This window comes from Pyxidicoccus trucidator (assembly GCF_010894435.1).
Classification (GTDB): domain Bacteria; phylum Myxococcota; class Myxococcia; order Myxococcales; family Myxococcaceae; genus Myxococcus; species Myxococcus trucidator.
The window spans coordinates 124275-140874 of sequence record NZ_JAAIXZ010000024.1 but is presented as its reverse complement, the minus strand read 5'-3'; the positions used below and the strand labels follow the sequence as shown (position 1 = coordinate 140874).

Here is a 16600-nt window from a genome sequence, read left to right as displayed (position 1 = left end):
CGACGCGAGGCGCCCGCCACACCGGCGGGCCCTCGCGTCTTCTTTTGTGCTCTCGACGTCAGAGAGAAAGAAAGCCCGGCTTCCCTGGGAGGGGGGGCCGGGCTTTCTTGCATCTTCACCTGTCCTCGCGCCCGGTAGCCGGGGCCGGCGGCCTAGAGCTCGATCTGCTTGCCCGTTCCCTGGGGCGTGACGGGCGGGTGGCCCGGCGGCAGCGAGTCCAGGTCCATGTCGAGCGGCGGCGGCTGGCCCTGCGAGGGCGCGCCAGGCATGCCGGGCAGGGGCAGGGGCACGCCCTCCTCCGTGTCCATGCCACCGCTGCCACCCACGCCGGGGCCGCCCTGCATGCCCTCGATTTCGTCGCGGCTGATGCCGGCCAGCGTCAGCACCTTGCGGGTGACGCGGATGCGGGCGTGGCTGGTGAGGGCCATGGCGATGGAGTCCGAGGGGCGCGCGTCCAGGGTCATCTTGCGCTTGCCCTGCTCCAGGAAGACGCGGCCGGAGTAGACGTTGTCGCGGAGGTCATCGATGCGGACCTCGGTGACTTTGCCACCGAGCTCCTTCACCACGTCGTCCAGCAGGTCCTGGGCGAGCGGCTGGGGCGGGCTGCGTTCGGCCAGCCGGAAGGCGATGGAGACCGCCGAGGCCTCGTCCACGAAGACGGGCAGGACGATGTCGCGGTCCTTCGTCGTCAGCACGACGGCGTGCGTCTGCGCCTCCACCAGCGGCACCACGTCCTGCACCTCCAGCTCCACGAGCTCGGCGCAGGCCTTGGGGTCGTCCCCATCGTCGGTGATGCAGGGCTGAGAACTCGCCGCGGGTACCGCCGCGGCCACGGCACCTGCCGAGCTGAAGGCAGGCAGGAGCAGCAACCCTCCCAGCGCCAGGACCACTGCGGAGAGGGGGGCTACGAAGAGGGTGGCGCGGTTGGGCGTTTTCACACCCTTAAGCTACGCACCCGGTACCCCCCCGGGAGGGCGCCGCTCCGGGCACGCCCCTCCCGGTGAGACGGCCATGCCCCCCGGGTAGGAGGGCAGGCAGGCGGGCTTCAGCGGGTTTCGTCCTCACCGTCGTCGTCGTCGTAGTCCTCGTCGTCGTCGACGTCCTCGTCCTCATCCTCGTCGAGGTCGTCGTCCTCCTCCGACTCCTCCTCGTCCTCGTCGTCCTCCTCGTCGTCGAGCGTGTCCTCCACGTCCACGGACTCGAGCGTCATGGACACGGCGAACTTCTTGTCGAGCGCGGCGATCTGCGCCCGCATCTCCGTGAGCGCCGCCACGAAGTCCTCCGTCAAGTTGGTGGGCGCCTTCGCGTCGCAGTGAGGGCAGACGATCTTCTCCGTCCCCTCGATGAGATCCTGGGCGTCCAGCTCGAAGCTCGCCTCGCACTTCTGGCAGGTGAAGTCGATGCTCATGGTCGGGCGCGGCATACAAAGCCCTCCAACCAGCTGTCAACGTCGGAGACGCGTGAGGCTGCTGGCGGCGGCGGGTGGGCTTCCGTTAGCTTCCCTCCATGGAACTTCCGAAGACCGTCATTCACGCACTCCATGACCGGGCCACCCAGCTGGATCAGCAGCCCGCCCTCTGGACGCTCCAAGAGGGCGCCTATGTGCCCACCTCCTGGGCCGAGTACGCGCAGCGGGTGCGCCGCTTCGCCCTGGGCCTGCGCGCCCTGGGGTTCGGGGCGGGGCAGCCGGTGGGCATCCTCGGCTTCAACCGCGAGGAGTGGCACGTGGCGGACCTGGCCACCATCGCCATGGGCGGCGTGCCGGTGGGGCTCTACACCACCAGCTCCCTGGAGCAGCTCGAGTACATCCTCGGGCACTGTGAGGCCACCGTCCTGGTGGTGGAGAACGAGAAGCACCTGCGCACCGGCCTGGCCCTGCGCCAGCGGCTGCCCGGGCTGCGCCACCTCGTCGTCATCGACCCGCCGGCCACGCTGCCCGAGGGTGTGCTGACGTACGCGGACGTCATGGCGCGGGGTACCGGGGTGGACGAGGGGCCGTACTGGGACAGTGTCAACGCGCTCAAGCCGGAGGCGATGGGCACCCTCATCTACACCTCGGGCACCACCGGCCACCCCAAGGGGGTGATGCTGAGCCACTACAACCTGACGTGGACGGCGAAGCAGCTGAAGGACTCGGTGGAGTTCGGGCAGAACAACCCGCCCTCGCTCATCTCCTACCTGCCGTTGTCCCACATCGCCGAGCAGATCATCTCCCTGCACTGTCCGCTGCTGATGGGCATCCAGGTGTACTTCGCCCAGTCGGTGGACACGATGCCGGACAGCCTGAAGGCGGTGCGGCCCACCTTCTTCTTCGGCGTGCCCCGCGTGTGGGAGAAGTTCAAGGTCAAGGCGGAGTCGGGGCTCAACTCGCAGCCGCCCATGAAGCGGCGACTGGTGGACTGGGCCCGCGGCGTGGCCATGGAGCGCCACACCCGCGTCATGCGCCACGAGCGCGTCTCCGTGTTCCTGGAGGCGAAGTTCCGCCTGGCGCAGCGGCTCGTCTTCGCCCCGCTGCGGGCGCGCATCGGCATGGACCGGGTGGAGTTCTTCGCCACCGCGGCGGCGCCCATCGGCCGGGACGTGCTGGACTTCTTCGCCTCCATCGACATGGTCATCCACGAGGTGTGGGGCATGACGGAGGTGACGGGCCCGGGCACGGTGAACACCGAGGACGCCACGCGGCTGGGCACGGTGGGGCGCGCCATGCTGGGCGTGGAGATCCGCATCGCCGAGGACGGGGAAATCCTCGTGCGCGGCGGCAACGTCTGCATGGGCTACTACAAGAACCCGGAGGCCACCGCGGAGCTGCTGGAGGACGGGTGGCTGCACACCGGTGACGTGGGCCAGCTGGACGCGGAGGGCTTCGTCCACATCACCGGCCGCAAGAAGGAGATCATCGTCACCTCCGGCGGGAAGAAGACGGCCCCAAGCAACATCGAGGAGCTGCTGAAGATGCTGCCGGGCGTGGGCAACGCGCTGGTGGTGGGCGAGCGGCGCAACTACCTGGTGGCCCTGCTGGTGCTGGAGGGGGAGAAGGCCCGCGCCCTGGCGAAGCAGAAGGGCTGGCCCGAGGACCTGATGCTGCTGGCCGAGGACTCGCGCCTGCAGCAGTTCCTCCAGGAGGCGGTGGAGCGCGACGTCAACCCGAAGCTGGCCCGCTTCGAGACCATCAAGCGCTTCGCCGTGGTGGGGAAGGAGTTCTCCATCGACGGCGGCGAGCTGACGCCCAAGCTGAGCGTGCGCCGCAAGGTGGTGGAGGAGAAGTACTCCGCCCTCATCGAGACGCTCTACGCCGAGACGAAGCACGGCGCCGACAAGGCCCACACGGGCTGAGGCGCGGGGGCCCTCTGGAAAAGCGAAGGGGCGGGGAACCTCGCGGTTCCTCGCCCCTTTTCACTTCAGGCCCGTGCTACCGCGCGGGCCTGGGTGGCGCCGACTACTTCGCGGCGCGCTTGTCCATGGCGATGTAGTCGCGGCGCTTGGAGCCGGTGTACACCTGACGGGGACGGGCAATCTTCTGCTCCGAGTCCATCACCATCTCCTCCCACTGCGCGCACCAGCCCACCGTGCGGGGGATGGCGAAGAGCACCGGGAACATCTCCACCTGGAAGCCCATCGCCTCGTAGATGAGGCCCGAGTAGAAGTCGACGTTGGGGTACAGCTTCCGCTTCACGAAGTACTCGTCCTGGAGGGCGATGCGCTCCAGCTCCAGGGCGATGTCGAGCAGCGGGTTCTTGCCCGTCACCTCGAAGACCTCGTCCGCCACGCGCTTGATGACCTTGGCGCGCGGGTCGTAGGACTTGTAGACGCGGTGGCCGAAGCCCATCAGCTTCTTCTCGCCCTCGCCGCTCTTCACCGACTTGATGAAGTCCGGGATCTTGGAGATGTGGCCGATCTCCCGGAGCATGCGGAGCACCGCCTCGTTGGCGCCGCCGTGGAGCGGGCCGTAGAGGGCGCCGATGCCCGCCGTGACGGCGGAGTACGGGTCCACTTCGGAGGAGCCCACGGTGCGCACGGACGTGGTGGAGCAGTTCTGCTCGTGGTCCGCGTGGAGGATGAAGAGCACGTCGAGCGCGCGCTCCAGCACCGGGTGCACCTTGTAGGTGGTGGTGCCGATGCGCTTGATCATCGCCAGGAAGTTGGCGACGTAGGACAGGTCGTTGTCCGGGTAGATGTACGGCAGGCCCATGCTGTGCCGGTAGGAGAACGCGGCGATGGTGGGCATCTTCGCGATGAGGCGCGTGATCTGGATGCGGCGGCTGCGCTCATCCTTGATGTTCTTCGCGTCCGGGTAGAAGCCGGAGAGCGCGGCGACGGTGGAGCCCAGCATGGACATGGGGTGCGCGTCGTAGCGGAACCCGTCCATGAAGGACTTCACGTTCTCGTGCACGTAGGTGTGGTGCGTGACGAGGTGGATGAACTGCTCCAGCTCCTTCGGCGTGGGCAGCTCCCCGTTCAGCAGGAGGTACGCGACCTCCAGGAAGCTGGACTTCTCCGCGAGCTGCTCGATGGGGTAGCCACGGTACTCGAGGATGCCCTTGTCACCGTCGATGAAGGTGATGGCGCTCTTGCAGTTGGCCGTGTTGAGGAACGCCGGGTCGTAGCCCATCAGCCCGAAGTCTTCGTCACTGGCTTTGATCTGGCGGAGAGCGTTGGTGCGAATACAGCCGTTCTCGATCGGGACCTCGTACGTCTTCCCGGTCCGATTGTCGGTGATCGTCAGCGTGTCCTTGGCCATGGGGCGGAGATTTCACAGGCCGCAGAGTGCTTTCAACAAAAAAGAACGATAAGTCCGATGGGCGGACACTGATGCCCCTATGGCTCTCGGGAAATAAGAGCGCCGGTGCGTGAAAGCTGGCGCCAGAAGCCGGGAAAACTCTTCTCCACGCACTCGGGGCCGGTGAGGAGGAGGGGCGTACCGGATAGCACGCACAGTGTGGCAGCCGTCATCGCCAGGCGGTGGTCACCCCGGCTGTCCATCTCGAAGCGCGCCGGGGGCGAGGACGGGGGGTGGATTTCCAGCGACTCACCCTGGAGCTTCGTGGTGCCGCCATAGGCCGCCACGAGGGTGCGGATGCCTTCCAGGCGGTCGCTCTCCTTCACCCGGAGGATTTCCACGTCCGTGAGGGTGGAGGGGGCCGGCAGCACACACGCCAGGGCCGCCAGCGTGGGCAGCAGGTCCGGGCACTCCTTGCCGGAGGCCCGCAGCCCACCGGACAGGCGTCCTTCGACCTTCAGCGTGTGCTGGCCCCCGGCGGGCACGGCCCGGAGGCCCACCTGCTCGATGAGCCGGACGATGGCGTCGTCCGGGTGCGCGCTGCCCGTGTCCGCCCGCTCCACGGTGCCGCCCGCCTTCCAGGAGATGAGCAGCAGGTAGCCCAGCGAGGACCAGTCGCCCGGCAGCGAGGGGACGCTCGGGGGCGCGGTGTAGCCGGCCACCGTGTAGCGGGAAGAGGACTCCTGGATGTCGAAGCCGAAGCGCTTCAGCCAGGTGACGGTGAGCTCCAGGTAGCCGGCGCTCGTCAGGGCGCCTTCGATTTCCACGCTCCACGCGCGGCGCTCGCGCAGGAAGAGCGCGGCGCAGCCCAGCAGCAGGCTGGAGGCGTACTGGCTGCTCTGCGCGCCCGGCACCCGGAACACCGGGGCCACGGCGGAGGTGTCTCGGGGCGCCTTCAGCTCCACCGGCCAGGGCGTGCCTTCCGTGAGCGTGAGGCCGGCCGTCCCGAGCGCCGCGCGCACGGAGGTGAACAGCGGCCCGTGGGGGCGCTCCCCCAGGCGCGGCGTGCCCGTGAAGCGCACGTGCGCGCCGGGCGTCACCGCGGCCTGGGTGACGAGGATGCGGAAGGGCGCGCCACCGTCGGCGCAGTCCACGTCGCGCACGGTGCCCTGAGGCTCCCACCGCTGGCGCAGGGCCTCCACGCCCCGGCGCAGCACGCGGACGTCCGCGGGGAGGTCCTCGTCGGGCTCGGCCTGCACGGAAGGCAGGGGCCAGGCGCCGGTGAGGTGGCCCAGCACCAGGGCCCGCTGCGCGTCCGACTTGGACACGGGCGGGTTGAGGGGCGCGGCGCGCAGGCCGGCCGGATTCACGAGGATGCGGGAGTCACTCGTCGAGCTCATGGGCGGACACCTTTCGTCCAGGCGGGCCACAGCTCACGCCAGGTGTGCTCGGCCACGTCGTGCACCTCGGTGGTGCCGATGGCGCTGAGCAGCACCATGCGCAGCTCGCCGGCGCTGCCCGCCTTCTTGTCGGCGCCGAGCAGCGTCACGATGTCCTTCAGCGGGGCGCGGCGGAGCAGGGCGGCGGCCCGCTCGCGGCCTGGCACTCCGGGGCCGTTGGCGAGGGCTTCCTCGGCCCGGGCGGCCACGTCCCCGGGCGTCACGCCCAGGAGCCGGCCCACGTCCAGGGCCAGCAGCATGCCCAGCCCCACGCCGTCACCGTGCGACAGCTTGAAGTGGGACACGCTCTCCAGCACGTGGCCGAAGGTGTGGCCGAAGTTGAGCACGCGGCGCAGGCCCTGGTGCTCGTACGGGTCCTGCGAGCAGACGCTCTCCTTGAGTCTGCGGGCGTCCTTCACCAGCTTCGTCAGCGCGGGCGGCGTGCGGACGTAGCGGCGGAAGAGGGAGGCATCGAGGCTGATGACCATCTTCCACGCCTCGAGCGAGCCCTCGCGCACCTGCGTCTCGGACAGGGTGGTGAAGAACTCCGGGCAGAGCCAGCCCTCCTCGGCGTAGTGGAAGACGCCGGCGGGATTCTTCACCACGCGGCCGCGCACGGTGAGGTCCACCGCGCCCTTGCCGCCGAGGCTGCTGTCCACCGCCGCCAGCAGCGTGGTGGGTACCTGCACCAGCCGCACGCCGCGCTTGAGCAGGTGCGCGGCCACGGTGGACACGTCGCCCACGGTGCCGCCCCCCACGGCGAGCAGGGTGCCGGAGCGCGGCAGGGACAGGCCCCCCGCGAGCACCTTCTCCAGGGCGGTGAAGGACTTCGCGCTCTCGCCGCCGGTGAGCTGGACGATGGCGCGCGGGCGCCGGGCCTCCAGCGTGGGAAGGAGCGTGGGGTGCAGCTTCGCCACGGTGCGGTCGACGACGGCCACGCTGCCCTCGGGGAGGCTTGCGGCGAGACGGGCGAAGGTGCCCCAGCGGTCGACGGGCGGACGGTAGGCCCCGGGAGGAAGGAAGGCGGTCGTCATAGGGTGTGGGGCCGGGCGTTCAGCTGCAGGACGAGGTCGGCGATGACCATGGACACCATCGCCTCCAGCACGGGGACGGCGCGGGGCATGATGCACGGGTCATGGCGCCCGCCCTTGGCGTGGTCCATCAGCGTGGCGGGCGGCTTGAAGAAGGCGCGCACCTGCATGGGCTCCCCGTTGGCCAGGCCCCCCTGGATGCCGCCGTAGGCGTCCTTCACCGAGTGGAAGACGGTGCCGGGCTGGCCGATGCGCTCGAGCAGGTCCGGCGGCCCCCAGACGACACCCGTCACCGCGCCGATGCTGCCGAGCGCCTGGGCGATGAGCGCCTTGATCTTCCCGAAGATGGGCTCGCCCAGGCCGACGGGCAGGCCCTCCACGCGCACGTCGATGGAGCCGCCCAGGCTGTCCCCGGCCTCCTTGGCGGCGAGGATGCGGCGGGACATCTCGTCGCGCACGGCGAGGTCCGGGCAGCGGGTGGCGTGGGTGTCCACCTGCTCGCGCGTCAGGCCGGGCGCGGGCACCGCGGCCACGAGCTCGCCCACCTGCGACACGTACGCGACGGTGCGGATGGCGGGGAGGTCCCGGGCGAGGTACGCCTCGGCGATGGCGCCGCCGATGACGCGGCAGAGCGTCTCGCGCCCGCTGGTGCGGCCTCCGCCCCGGTGGTCGCGGTGCTTGAAGCGCTCGCGCCACACGGCGTCCGCGTGGCCGGGGCGGTCCTCCGCCTTCAGCTTCTCGTAGTCGCCCGAGCGCTGGTTGGTGTTCCGGACGATGGCGGCGATGGGCGTGCCCAGCGTCTTGTCCTCGAAGACGCCGGACAGGATCTCCACCTGGTCGGGCTCGCTGCGGGCGGTGACGAGGGCGGACTGGCCCGGGCGGCGCCGGTCCAGGGCCACCTGGATCTGCTCGCGGGTGAGGGGAACGCCGGCGGGGCAGCCATCGATGATGGAGCCGAGCGCGGGCCCGTGGCTCTCGCCAAAGGTCGTCAAGCGGAAGAGTGTGCCGAAGGTGTTCATGTCGCGGACTCCCAGAGCTGGCGCTGCCGCCGGGCCTGCGCGATGAACCATGCCGCGCCCAGCAGGACCGGAGTACCTCCACGGCGCGAAATCTCCGTGGCGATACGCCGGCCCGGAGCACCGTAGGCGATCACCGCGACGCGCGCTCGCTCGAAACGCAGGGACTCCGGCGCGGGCACCCGGTCCGGCCACGTCCAGATGCCTGCCCCCTTGAGGGGCGCCTGGATGTCGGCCCGGCGGAGGATGCGCAGGTTGCAGCCAATCTCGCCCGCCACGGCCCGCATGGCCGCGGTGGCGCCGCCGTCGCCCAGCACGAAGGCGTCCATGGCGTTGAGCCTGTCCAACACCGTGAGGGCGCCGTACGTGTCGGTGTTGAAGGACTCCCAGCGGTTGCCCCGGCGCACCAGCGTGTTGATGGCCTCCAGCGGCGAGCGCGTGTGCCGCGCGAGGCGGAGCTTGAAGGGGCTGGTGACGGCGAAGCCGGCGTAGTGCGGCAGCAGCGAGTCCACCAGCGTCTCGACGGGCCCGTCCTCGGGGATGTCGATGCGGTCGAACGGCTGCCGGTGGATGCGCGGCGAGCGCGAGTGGACGATGGACGTGCCGAGGATTCCGAGCCGCAGCGGCGGCGCCAGCGCCAGGCTGTCGGCCCCGCGCGTCTCCCGGACGACGTCGTCCAGCAGGCGCTGCCCGGGCGCCGCGGCCCAGGAGCCTCCCGCCGCCACGTAGTCGAGCACGTTGTTGCGCGCCAGCACCGCCCGCGCCGGCAGCGCGAACGGGCCCATGCCCAGCACCGTGACGCGCGTCACGCCTAAGCGCTCCGTCAGCAGGCGCTGGGTCTCCAGCAGCGTCACCAGGTGCTCCGGCCCGTGCATGGGCTCCACGTGCTTCACCAGTGCATCCGGGGGCAGCTCGCGCTCCCACAGTCGGAGGGCCTCGACGGTGGAGAGCTGGCGCTCCGCATGGTGCGACGCGAGCAGCTTCCCGGAGGGCGCGTCCAGGGCGCCCTCGCGCCCCTTCGTGTCCTTCAAGTCACGGTCCACGCGCCACGCGGCGGCCACCCAGGCGGCCGGGAGGGGCTTGCCCCGCTCGGAGACGAGCAGTGGGAGCACGGCCGCGAGCGCGTCGGCGTCGACTGCGTCGGGCGCATGCAGGTCCGTGCGGATTTCCAGCACGCTCGCGCCCCGAAGCTGGCACTCGCGCGCGAAGCGCGGAGCGTCGGGGCCGGACACGGTGGGGGGAAGGGTGACGACGCGACGGGCGGGCGTCACGGGAGGACCTCGGTGGTGAGGCAGCCCCGGAGGAACTCCACCAGGGCCACGGTGGGGACGCGGGCGTGGAGGGCCTCGCGCTCATGGAACACGGAGGACAGCTCCTCTTCGAGCGAGAGCTCGGGACGCAGGCGCGGGCGCGTCCGGTCCCTGAGCAGGCGCTCGCGGTAGCTGTCGAAGCTGATGGGGACGAGCAGGGTGAACACGCCCGTCAGTGCGTCCGCATGGTGGGAGAGGAAGCCGCCGCCCAGGGACACCAGCCCTCCGGGCGGCAAATCCAGCAGGGCGCGGCGCTCGGCGGCGCGGAACTCCGCCGGGGCCTCGGCCACCCAGGTGCGGAGCGGGCGGCCATGGGTGCGCTCCAGGTGGGCGTCCAGGTCCAGCCCGGTCCTGCCAAGCAGCGCGCCCACCAGCGGCAGCAGGCGCGTCTTGCCCGCGCTGCGGTGGCCGGCAATCGCCACCGTCTGCCCGGGCGTCGGGAGCAGGCCCGGCCCGGGACGGGCGAGTGCCTCGCGAAGCCCCGGCGAGAGCCGGGGATCAACGCAGGTGAGGACCTGTTCTACGAGGCGTTGGCGCTCTTCAGCGGACGGTGCCGACATAGACGTAGGCGGTGCCGAACGTCAGCGGGTGGGCGGCCCGCTCCGAGTACGCGCCGGACTGCTCCATCAGCTCCACGAACTTGTCCCCGGAGGGGAAGGCCGCGGAGGTGCGGGGCAGGTACTCGTACGCGGCGCGGTTGCCGGTGAGCAGGCCGCCGATGGCGGGCATGATGCTCTTGCTGTAGAAGCGGAACAGCGCGCCGAACGCGCCGTTGGGCTGGCCGAACTCCAGCACCACCACGCGGCCGCCGGGGCGCACCACGCGGGCCATCTCCTTCAGGCACTTCACCGGGTCATCCACGTTGCGGATGCCGAAGGCGATGGAGGCCACGTCGAAGGAGTTGTCCGCGAAGGGCAGGGCGAGCGCGTCCGCCACCTGGAACTCCACCTGGAGGCCGGCCTTCGCCGCCTTGGCGGGAGCGCTCTCCAGCATCTCCGGGCAGAAGTCGGTGCCGACGACGCGGCCGGCGCCGCCCACCTTGCGCTTGAAGACCATGGCCAGGTCGCCCGTGCCGGTGGCGCAGTCGAGGACGCTGCTGCCCTCCTTCGCACCACTGAGCCGCACGGCGGTCCGACGCCACAGGCGGTGGACGCCGAACGAGAGGACCTCGTTCGTCACGTCGTACCGCGGAGCGATGGAAGAGAACATCTGACGGACTTCGCTGCTCATCGCGCCCTCGCGACCTGGGCCGGACTGTCCGGCCTCCAAAGGTGTCGGTCCACCGCTCCTAGCACGGCTGGCAGCCGGCGCATCAAAGTCTGGAAGCGCTCGGGAGTCAGGGCCTGGTGGCCGTCGCACATTGCTTGCTCCGGCCGGGGGTGGACTTCAATCAATAATCCGTCCGCCCCGGCGGCAGCGGCCGCCAGCGACATGGGGAGGATGAGCTCCGGGTCGCCCGTCGCATGCGACGGGTCGACGATGACGGGCAGGTGCGAGCGCTGCTTCGCCCACGCCACCGCCGCCAGGTCCAGCGTGTTGCGCAGCTCCGTCTCGAAGGTGCGGATGCCGCGCTCACACAGCATCACCTGCTCGTTGCCACCGTCGAGGATGTACTCCGCCGCCAGCAGCCACTCCTGGAGCGTCGCGGAAAGTCCCCGCTTGAGCAGCACCGGCCGGCGCGACTTTCCCAAAGCTCGTAGCAGCGAGTAGTTCTGCATGTTCCGCGCGCCCACCTGGAGGATGTCGGCGGACTCCTCCATGAGCGGCAGCTGCTCGCGCTCCATCACCTCACTGATGATGGGCAGCCCGTGGCGGCGCCCGGCCTCGGCCAGCACGTGCAGGCCCGGCTCTCCCATGCCCTGGAAGGCGTAGGGGCTGGTGCGAGGCTTGAATACGCCGCCCCGCAACACATGGGCCCCGGCTGCGGCCACCGCGGCGGCGGCGCGGTCCACCTGCTCCACGCCCTCCACCGCGCACGGCCCCGCCATGACGACGAAGCCCGGGCCGCCGAACTCGACGGAGCCCACGCGGACTCGCGTGCCCTCGGGCCGTGCGGCACGGAGCACCTTCCTCGCGCCTGTGTCCCGCGCCGACACCGCCGGTGCGGGTACGTCTGGCCGCTCGCCTCCCACGGACCCTCCGATTCATGGAGTTCAAGAGGTTTTGAACTCCTTGGTGCATGTATAGCCGAGATGGCTTAGAAGACAACCGAAGGTGATTGCGAGGCAATCATCGATGAGGACCGCTGATGAAGACGCTCAATCCCGTTGAGGGCCAGCGCTGGGTGGCCGGAATGATGCCCCTGGCGGTGGGGGATCCGCTGGCGGGAGCGGACGTGCTGGGCGTTCCTTCGGTGTACTGGGAGCGGCCGCTGGCGCGGGAGGCGGCGGCGGGGTGGGGCGAGGCCGCGGTGGTGGAGGCGGGGGACGCGTCGCAGGCCCCGGCGGCGCTGGCGTCCCTGGGCGCCCTGTCCCTGCGCTGGATGGGCGAGGAGCCCGAGTCGATGCCGGGCCCCTGGTTCGGCGGCATGCGCTTTGGCTCCACAGGTGTGCCGGATGCGGCGTGGGACTCACATGGTGTGGCGCGCTGGACACTGCCGGAGGTGCTGGTGTGGCGCACGGACGCTGGCCTGCGGGTGGCGGCCTTCGCGCAGGAGGGCCGGGGTGGCGAGGACGCGGTGCGCTCGCGGCTGGAGCGTGTGCGCGCGTGCTTCCCGGACACGTACCGGCACCCGCGTGGCGCGCAGGCGTCGCTGGAGCTGACCTCCTCGCGCTCCGCCTTCGAGGCGCGGGTGAACCGCGCGCTGGAGGCGATTGCGTCGGGTCACCTCCAGAAGGTGGTGCTGGCGCGCTCGCTGGACGCGGACGGGACGGCGCCCTTCGACGTGGTGGACGTGCTGTCGCGGCTGCGTGAGCAGAACCCGCGCTGCGCCACCTTCCTCTTCCGCGCGCCGGACGGGACGTGCTTCCTGGGCGCCACGCCGGAGACGCTGTGCCGGGTGGAGGGGCGCGTGCTGGAGACGGACGCGCTCGCGGGCACGGCGGCGCCGGGGCAGGCCGAGGGGCTGCGGGGGCACGACAAGGACCTGCGCGAGCATGACTCGGTGGTGCGCTACATCCTCGCGACGCTGCGCCCGCTGTCGGAGCAGGTGACGTCGGACGCGGAGCCCGCGCTGCTGACGCTGAAGAACGTGGTGCACCTGCGCACGGGCATCCGCGCGGAGTTGCGCCAGGGCGTCACGGCGGCGCAGGTGGTGGCGGCGCTGCACCCCACGCCGGCGGTGGGCGGCTTCCCGCGAGAGCGCGCGCTGGCGTTCCTGCTGGAGCACGAGGGGTTGGACCGGGGCTGGTACGCGGGGCCGGTGGGCTGGGTGGGACCGAAGCGCGCACACCTGATGGTGGCGCTGCGCTCGGCGCTGGTGCGGGGAGCGAAGGCGCGGCTGTTCGTGGGCGTGGGGCTGGTTGCTGGCTCCACCCCCGAGGCCGAGTGGCGGGAGACGGAGATGAAGAGTCTGGCCATGTTGCGGGCGCTGGGAGGCGGGGATGTCGTCAGACGCTAACCTCAACGTGCTGTGGGCACGCGCGCTGATGGAGGAGCTGACGCGCGGAGGCGTGCGGCACGCGGTGGTATGCCCGGGCTCTCGCTCGTCGCCGCTCGCGCTGGCCTGTGCCCGCGCGGAGGGATTGCGCACCTGGTCCGTCATCGACGAGCGGAGCGCGGGCTTCTTCGCCCTGGGCCTCGCGAAGCAGTCGCGGGCCCCGGTGGTGGTGGTGGCCACGAGTGGCACGGCGGGCGCGCACTTCTACCCGGCGGTCATCGAGGCGGCGCTGGCCCATGTGCCGCTGGTGGTGCTGACGGCGGACCGGCCGCTGGAGTTGCAGGGGTGGGGTGCGCCGCAGACGGTGTCGCAGGCACGCTTCTACGGTGAGCACGCGCGCCTCTTCGCGGACCTGGGCCAGCCCGAGGCGAGTGACGTGGCGCTGGGCCACCTGCGCGCCACCGCTGCTCGCGCCGTGGCCACCGCGATGCGCGCGCCGCGCGGGGCCGTGCAGCTCAACGTGCCCTTCCGCGAGCCGCTGGCCCCCGTGGCCGAGCCCTTCGGAGAGGAGCGCCTGTCCGCGCTGGCGAAGTCGGGCCGGCCTGGGGCTCCGCTCACGCGAATCGTTCCGCCCACACCCGCTCCGGACGCGGCCGTGCTGGAGGACGTGCGCAAGCGCATCTCCGCCACCGAGCGCGGAGTCATCGTCTGTGGCCCGCGCGACGAGGCGGACGGGTTCTCGGAGGCCATCAGCGCGCTGTCGCGGGCGACGGGCTACCCGGTGCTGGCCGAGGCCACGTCGCAGGCCCGCTATGGCGGTGGCCCGCTCACGGTGTCGCACTACGACGCGCTGCTGCGCCACGCGCCCTTCGCGAAGGCGCACCGGCCCGAACTGGTGCTGCGCTTCGGCGGCGGGCTGACGCCCAGGGTGCCGCAGCAGTGGATGGATGCGTCCGGCGCGGACATCGTCCTCTTCAGCGACGGGGGCGCGCTGTTCGACCCGGCGCACCGCGCGGGGCTGGTGGTGGAGGGCTCGGCGGTGGCTGCGTGCGAGGCGCTGGCGCGGGGCCTGTCGCGTGGAGCGGGGCCGTGGGCGCGCAGCTTCCTGGGCGCGGAGCGGCTGGCGCGCGCCGAGTTGGAGTCCGCCTTCGCGGAGCGTCCCGAGGTGCTGAACGAGCCGCGCATCGCCCGCGAGGTGGTGGCGGCGCTGCCGGCGGGAGTGCCGCTCTTCGTCTCCAGCAGCATGCCCATCCGCGACGTGGACGCCTTCGCCCCCGCGGGACCGGTGCCGCTGCGGGTGCTGGCGAACCGCGGGGCCAACGGCATCGACGGAATCATCTCCAGCGCCCTCGGCATGGCCGCGGCGGCGGGGCGGCCGGCGGTGCTGCTCACGGGGGACCTGGCCCTGCTGCACGACGTGGGCGCCTTCGTCACCGCGTCGCGCGCCCGCCTGTCGCTCACCGTGGTGGTGGTGAACAACGACGGCGGCGGCATCTTCTCGTTCCTGCCCATCGCCCAGGCGGCGCGGCCGGACGACTTCGAGTCCCTCTTCGGCACTCCGCACGGGGTGGACCTCGCCCACGCGGCGGCGCTCGGTGGCGCGCGCCTGCACCGGCCCGAGACGCCCACGGCGCTCCGGGCGGCGGTGCGCGAGGGCCTGGAGGGGGGACTGCATCTGGTGGAGGCGCGGGTCGACCGGGCCTCCAACGTCGACGAGCACCGGCAGTTGTTCGCGCGGATGGCTGCCGCACTGGGAGAAGGACCATGGGCGTGACGCTGGCATACGAGCAGTGGGGCGAAGGCCCCCGGCCCCTCGTGCTGCTGCACGGCTTCACCGGGAGCCGCAACTCCTTCGATGACCTGCGCCCCTGGCTGGGGAAGACGGTGAAGGCCATCGCGGTGGACCTGCCCGGTCATGGCGCCACGCCGCTGCCGGAGAAGAAGGGGCGCGAGGGCTTCCTGGAGACGGTGGACGCGCTGGTGGCGCTGGTGGACCGGCTGGAGCTGGGGCCGGTGGACCTGCTGGGCTACTCGCAGGGTGCGCGGGTGGCGCTGGCGGCGGCTGTGCGTGCGCCGGACCGCTTCGGCCGGCTCATCATGGAGAGCGGCTCGCCGGGCCTGCACCGTCGTCAGGAGCGGGCGGCGCGGCGCGAGGCGGATGCCCAACTCGCGGCCTTCATCCGCGCCCGGGGCGTGGACGCCTTCGTGGAGCGCTGGGAGGCGCTGCCCCTGTTCGAGGGCCTGCGTCAGCTCCCGCCCGAGCGCCAGGAAGTCCTGCGAGCCCGCCGCCGGGCCTGCACGGCGGAGGGACTGGCCGGGGCGCTGGAGTGCCTGGGCCTCGGCGTCCAGCCGGACTACTGGCCGGAGCTGCACGCGCAGCGGCTGCCCACGCTGCTGCTCACCGGGGCCAAGGACGCGAAGTTCACCCAGACGGCGCGCCGCATGGCCGCGGAGCTGCCGGTGGTGTGGCGTCACGCCTTCGCGGAGTGCCACCACGCGCCACATCTGGAATCGCCGGAGGACTACGCGCGTGAGGTGCTGGGCTTCCTCCAGACGCCCTGGTACGAGGCGCCGCAGTTCGACAGCCCCGCCGCGACGGTGGCGGCCCCGGGGAGGGTGAGCCCGTGAGCACGTCGGTTCCGGTACCGGGCCCCGCGGCGGTGAAGCCGCGTCCTGGGGTGAAGCTGTGGGTGATGGCGGCCCGGCCGAAGACGCTGACAGCGGCGTTGGTGCCGGTGTTGGTGGGGACGGCGCTCGCGTTCGGCCTGGGCGTGGGGCGCGCGCTGCCGGCGCTCGCGGCGCTGGTGGGCGCGGTGCTCATCCAGATCGGCACCAACTTCATCAACGACTACTACGACTTCAAGAAGGGCGCGGACACGCACGAGCGGCTCGGCCCCAAGCGGGTGACGCAGAGCGGGCTCATCGCTCCGAGCACGGTGCTGGCTGGCGCGGCGGTGTGCTTCGGGCTGGCGACGGCGGTGGGCCTGTACCTGGTGGTGGTGGGCGGGTGGCCCATCATCGCGATTGGCGTGGCGTCACTGGTGTGCGGGTTCGCATACACGGGCGGTCCCTTCCCGCTGGGCTACCACGGGCTCGGGGATGTGTTCGTGTTCATCTTCTTCGGCCTCGTGGCGGTGACGGGGACGTACTACGTGCAGGCGGGCACGGTGGACCCGGCGACGTGGTGGGCCGCCGTTCCGGTGGGGGCCATTGGCACCGCGCTCATCGTGGTGAACAACCAGCGCGACGCCTCGACGGACGTGAAGGCAGGCAAGCGCACGCTGGTGGTGCGCTTCGGGACCGGTATGGGCAAGGCGGAGTACGTGCTGCTGCTCGTGCTCTCCTACGCCACGCCGTTCGCCATGTACGCGCTGGGGCTGGCAAGCCCCTGGGTCTTCCTGGCCCTCCTGAGTCTTCCCCTGGCGATTCCACCTCTGAGGTTGATGCTGACCTCGGAGGGGGCGGCGCTGAACCCGGCGCTTGGTGGGACGGCCCGGCTGCAACTCTTCTACGGCCTGCTGTTCGCACTGGGGCTGTACCTGCGATGAT

15 protein-coding genes are annotated in these 16600 nt (G+C 71.5%); 5 read left to right on the top strand and 10 right to left on the bottom strand.

The genetic code is table 11. From position 1 onward, the window contains the following. Positions 1-152: 152 nt before the first annotated feature. Both G4D85_RS42790 and G4D85_RS42785 read right to left on the bottom strand, forming a co-directional pair. Entirely contained in the window at positions 153-938 is a 786-nt protein-coding gene (locus tag G4D85_RS42790) for a bifunctional nuclease family protein (RefSeq protein WP_205525949.1), read from the bottom strand. A gap of 107 nt (positions 939-1045) precedes the next feature. Further along, positions 1046-1423 (bottom strand): hypothetical protein, encoded by a 378-nt coding sequence (locus G4D85_RS42785; protein ID WP_164020049.1) that lies wholly within the window; start codon positions 1421-1423, stop codon positions 1046-1048. A gap of 83 nt (positions 1424-1506) precedes the next feature. On the opposite strand from G4D85_RS42785, the gene G4D85_RS42780 reads away from it, so the two are divergent. After that, entirely contained in the window at positions 1507-3333 is a 1827-nt protein-coding gene (locus G4D85_RS42780; RefSeq protein ID WP_164020048.1) for an AMP-dependent synthetase/ligase, read from the top strand. Between the two features lie 103 nt (positions 3334-3436). Here G4D85_RS42780 and G4D85_RS42775 read toward each other — a convergent pair whose 3' ends face one another. From G4D85_RS42775 to aroF, 8 genes are all read right to left on the bottom strand, one after another. Further along, positions 3437-4738, bottom strand: coding sequence for a citrate synthase (locus tag G4D85_RS42775; protein WP_164020047.1), 1302 nt, complete (start codon positions 4736-4738; stop codon positions 3437-3439). Between the two features lie 77 nt (positions 4739-4815). Next, a complete protein-coding gene (locus G4D85_RS42770) occupies positions 4816-6117 on the bottom strand; it encodes a 3-phosphoshikimate 1-carboxyvinyltransferase (RefSeq protein WP_205525948.1) in 1302 nt (433 codons plus the stop codon). Continuing rightward, positions 6114-7190 (bottom strand): 3-dehydroquinate synthase, encoded by a 1077-nt coding sequence (locus G4D85_RS42765; RefSeq protein WP_164020045.1) that lies wholly within the window; start codon positions 7188-7190, stop codon positions 6114-6116. Before G4D85_RS42765 ends, G4D85_RS42770 begins: the two co-directional genes overlap by 4 nt. Beyond that, a complete protein-coding gene (aroC, locus tag G4D85_RS42760) occupies positions 7187-8206 on the bottom strand; it encodes a chorismate synthase (protein ID WP_164020044.1) in 1020 nt (339 codons plus the stop codon). The genes G4D85_RS42765 and aroC overlap by 4 nt, the downstream gene beginning before the upstream one ends. Then, positions 8203-9474 (bottom strand): shikimate dehydrogenase, encoded by a 1272-nt coding sequence (locus G4D85_RS42755; RefSeq protein ID WP_164020043.1) that lies wholly within the window; start codon positions 9472-9474, stop codon positions 8203-8205. Before G4D85_RS42755 ends, aroC begins: the two co-directional genes overlap by 4 nt. Then, the gene (locus G4D85_RS42750) at positions 9471-10073 is read right to left on the bottom strand and encodes a shikimate kinase (RefSeq protein WP_164020042.1); all 603 of its coding nucleotides are present in this window, start codon (positions 10071-10073) and stop codon (positions 9471-9473) included. The genes G4D85_RS42755 and G4D85_RS42750 overlap by 4 nt, the downstream gene beginning before the upstream one ends. Beyond that, the gene (ubiE, locus tag G4D85_RS42745) at positions 10054-10743 is read right to left on the bottom strand and encodes a bifunctional demethylmenaquinone methyltransferase/2-methoxy-6-polyprenyl-1,4-benzoquinol methylase UbiE (protein WP_164020041.1); all 690 of its coding nucleotides are present in this window, start codon (positions 10741-10743) and stop codon (positions 10054-10056) included. Before ubiE ends, G4D85_RS42750 begins: the two co-directional genes overlap by 20 nt. Next, a complete protein-coding gene (gene aroF, locus G4D85_RS42740) occupies positions 10740-11579 on the bottom strand; it encodes a 3-deoxy-7-phosphoheptulonate synthase (RefSeq protein WP_240359837.1) in 840 nt (279 codons plus the stop codon). The genes ubiE and aroF overlap by 4 nt, the downstream gene beginning before the upstream one ends. Before the next feature lie 182 nt (positions 11580-11761). On the opposite strand from aroF, the gene G4D85_RS42735 reads away from it, so the two are divergent. From G4D85_RS42735 to G4D85_RS42720, 4 genes are read left to right on the top strand one after another with little or no spacing between them, the layout of a single operon-like run. Further along, positions 11762-13072: an isochorismate synthase gene (locus G4D85_RS42735; RefSeq protein WP_164020040.1), complete on the top strand. Its 1311-nt coding sequence runs from the start codon at positions 11762-11764 to the stop codon at positions 13070-13072. After that, positions 13056-14825 carry a 2-succinyl-5-enolpyruvyl-6-hydroxy-3-cyclohexene-1-carboxylic-acid synthase gene (gene menD, locus G4D85_RS42730; RefSeq protein WP_164020039.1) on the top strand — a complete coding sequence of 590 codons (1770 nt, stop codon included), beginning with the start codon at positions 13056-13058 and terminating at the stop codon, positions 14823-14825. Before G4D85_RS42735 ends, menD begins: the two co-directional genes overlap by 17 nt. Next, positions 14816-15679 (top strand): 2-succinyl-6-hydroxy-2,4-cyclohexadiene-1-carboxylate synthase, encoded by an 864-nt coding sequence (gene menH, locus G4D85_RS42725; protein ID WP_164020038.1) that lies wholly within the window; start codon positions 14816-14818, stop codon positions 15677-15679. Before menD ends, menH begins: the two co-directional genes overlap by 10 nt. Next, the gene (locus G4D85_RS42720) at positions 15676-16599 is read left to right on the top strand and encodes a 1,4-dihydroxy-2-naphthoate polyprenyltransferase (RefSeq protein WP_164020037.1); all 924 of its coding nucleotides are present in this window, start codon (positions 15676-15678) and stop codon (positions 16597-16599) included. The genes menH and G4D85_RS42720 overlap by 4 nt, the downstream gene beginning before the upstream one ends. Position 16600: the final 1 nt, after the last annotated feature.

What these genes read in the sequence shown, in the direction of transcription:
- G4D85_RS42785 (WP_164020049.1), bottom strand. Translation starts at nt 1,423, where the DNA reads ATGCCGCGCCCGACCATGAGCATCGACTTCACCTGCCAGAAGTGCGAG.
- G4D85_RS42780 (WP_164020048.1), top strand. Translation starts at nt 1,507, where the DNA reads ATGGAACTTCCGAAGACCGTCATTCACGCACTCCATGACCGGGCCACC.
- G4D85_RS42775 (WP_164020047.1), bottom strand. Translation starts at nt 4,738, where the DNA reads ATGGCCAAGGACACGCTGACGATCACCGACAATCGGACCGGGAAGACG.
- G4D85_RS42770 (WP_205525948.1), bottom strand. Translation starts at nt 6,117, where the DNA reads ATGAGCTCGACGAGTGACTCCCGCATCCTCGTGAATCCGGCCGGCCTG.
- G4D85_RS42765 (WP_164020045.1), bottom strand. Translation starts at nt 7,190, where the DNA reads ATGACGACCGCCTTCCTTCCTCCCGGGGCCTACCGTCCGCCCGTCGAC.
- aroC (WP_164020044.1), bottom strand. Translation starts at nt 8,206, where the DNA reads ATGAACACCTTCGGCACACTCTTCCGCTTGACGACCTTTGGCGAGAGC.
- G4D85_RS42750 (WP_164020042.1), bottom strand. Translation starts at nt 10,073, where the DNA reads ATGTCGGCACCGTCCGCTGAAGAGCGCCAACGCCTCGTAGAACAGGTC.
- ubiE (WP_164020041.1), bottom strand. Translation starts at nt 10,743, where the DNA reads ATGAGCAGCGAAGTCCGTCAGATGTTCTCTTCCATCGCTCCGCGGTAC.
- G4D85_RS42735 (WP_164020040.1), top strand. Translation starts at nt 11,762, where the DNA reads ATGAAGACGCTCAATCCCGTTGAGGGCCAGCGCTGGGTGGCCGGAATG.
- menD (WP_164020039.1), top strand. Translation starts at nt 13,056, where the DNA reads ATGTCGTCAGACGCTAACCTCAACGTGCTGTGGGCACGCGCGCTGATG.
- menH (WP_164020038.1), top strand. Translation starts at nt 14,816, where the DNA reads ATGGGCGTGACGCTGGCATACGAGCAGTGGGGCGAAGGCCCCCGGCCC.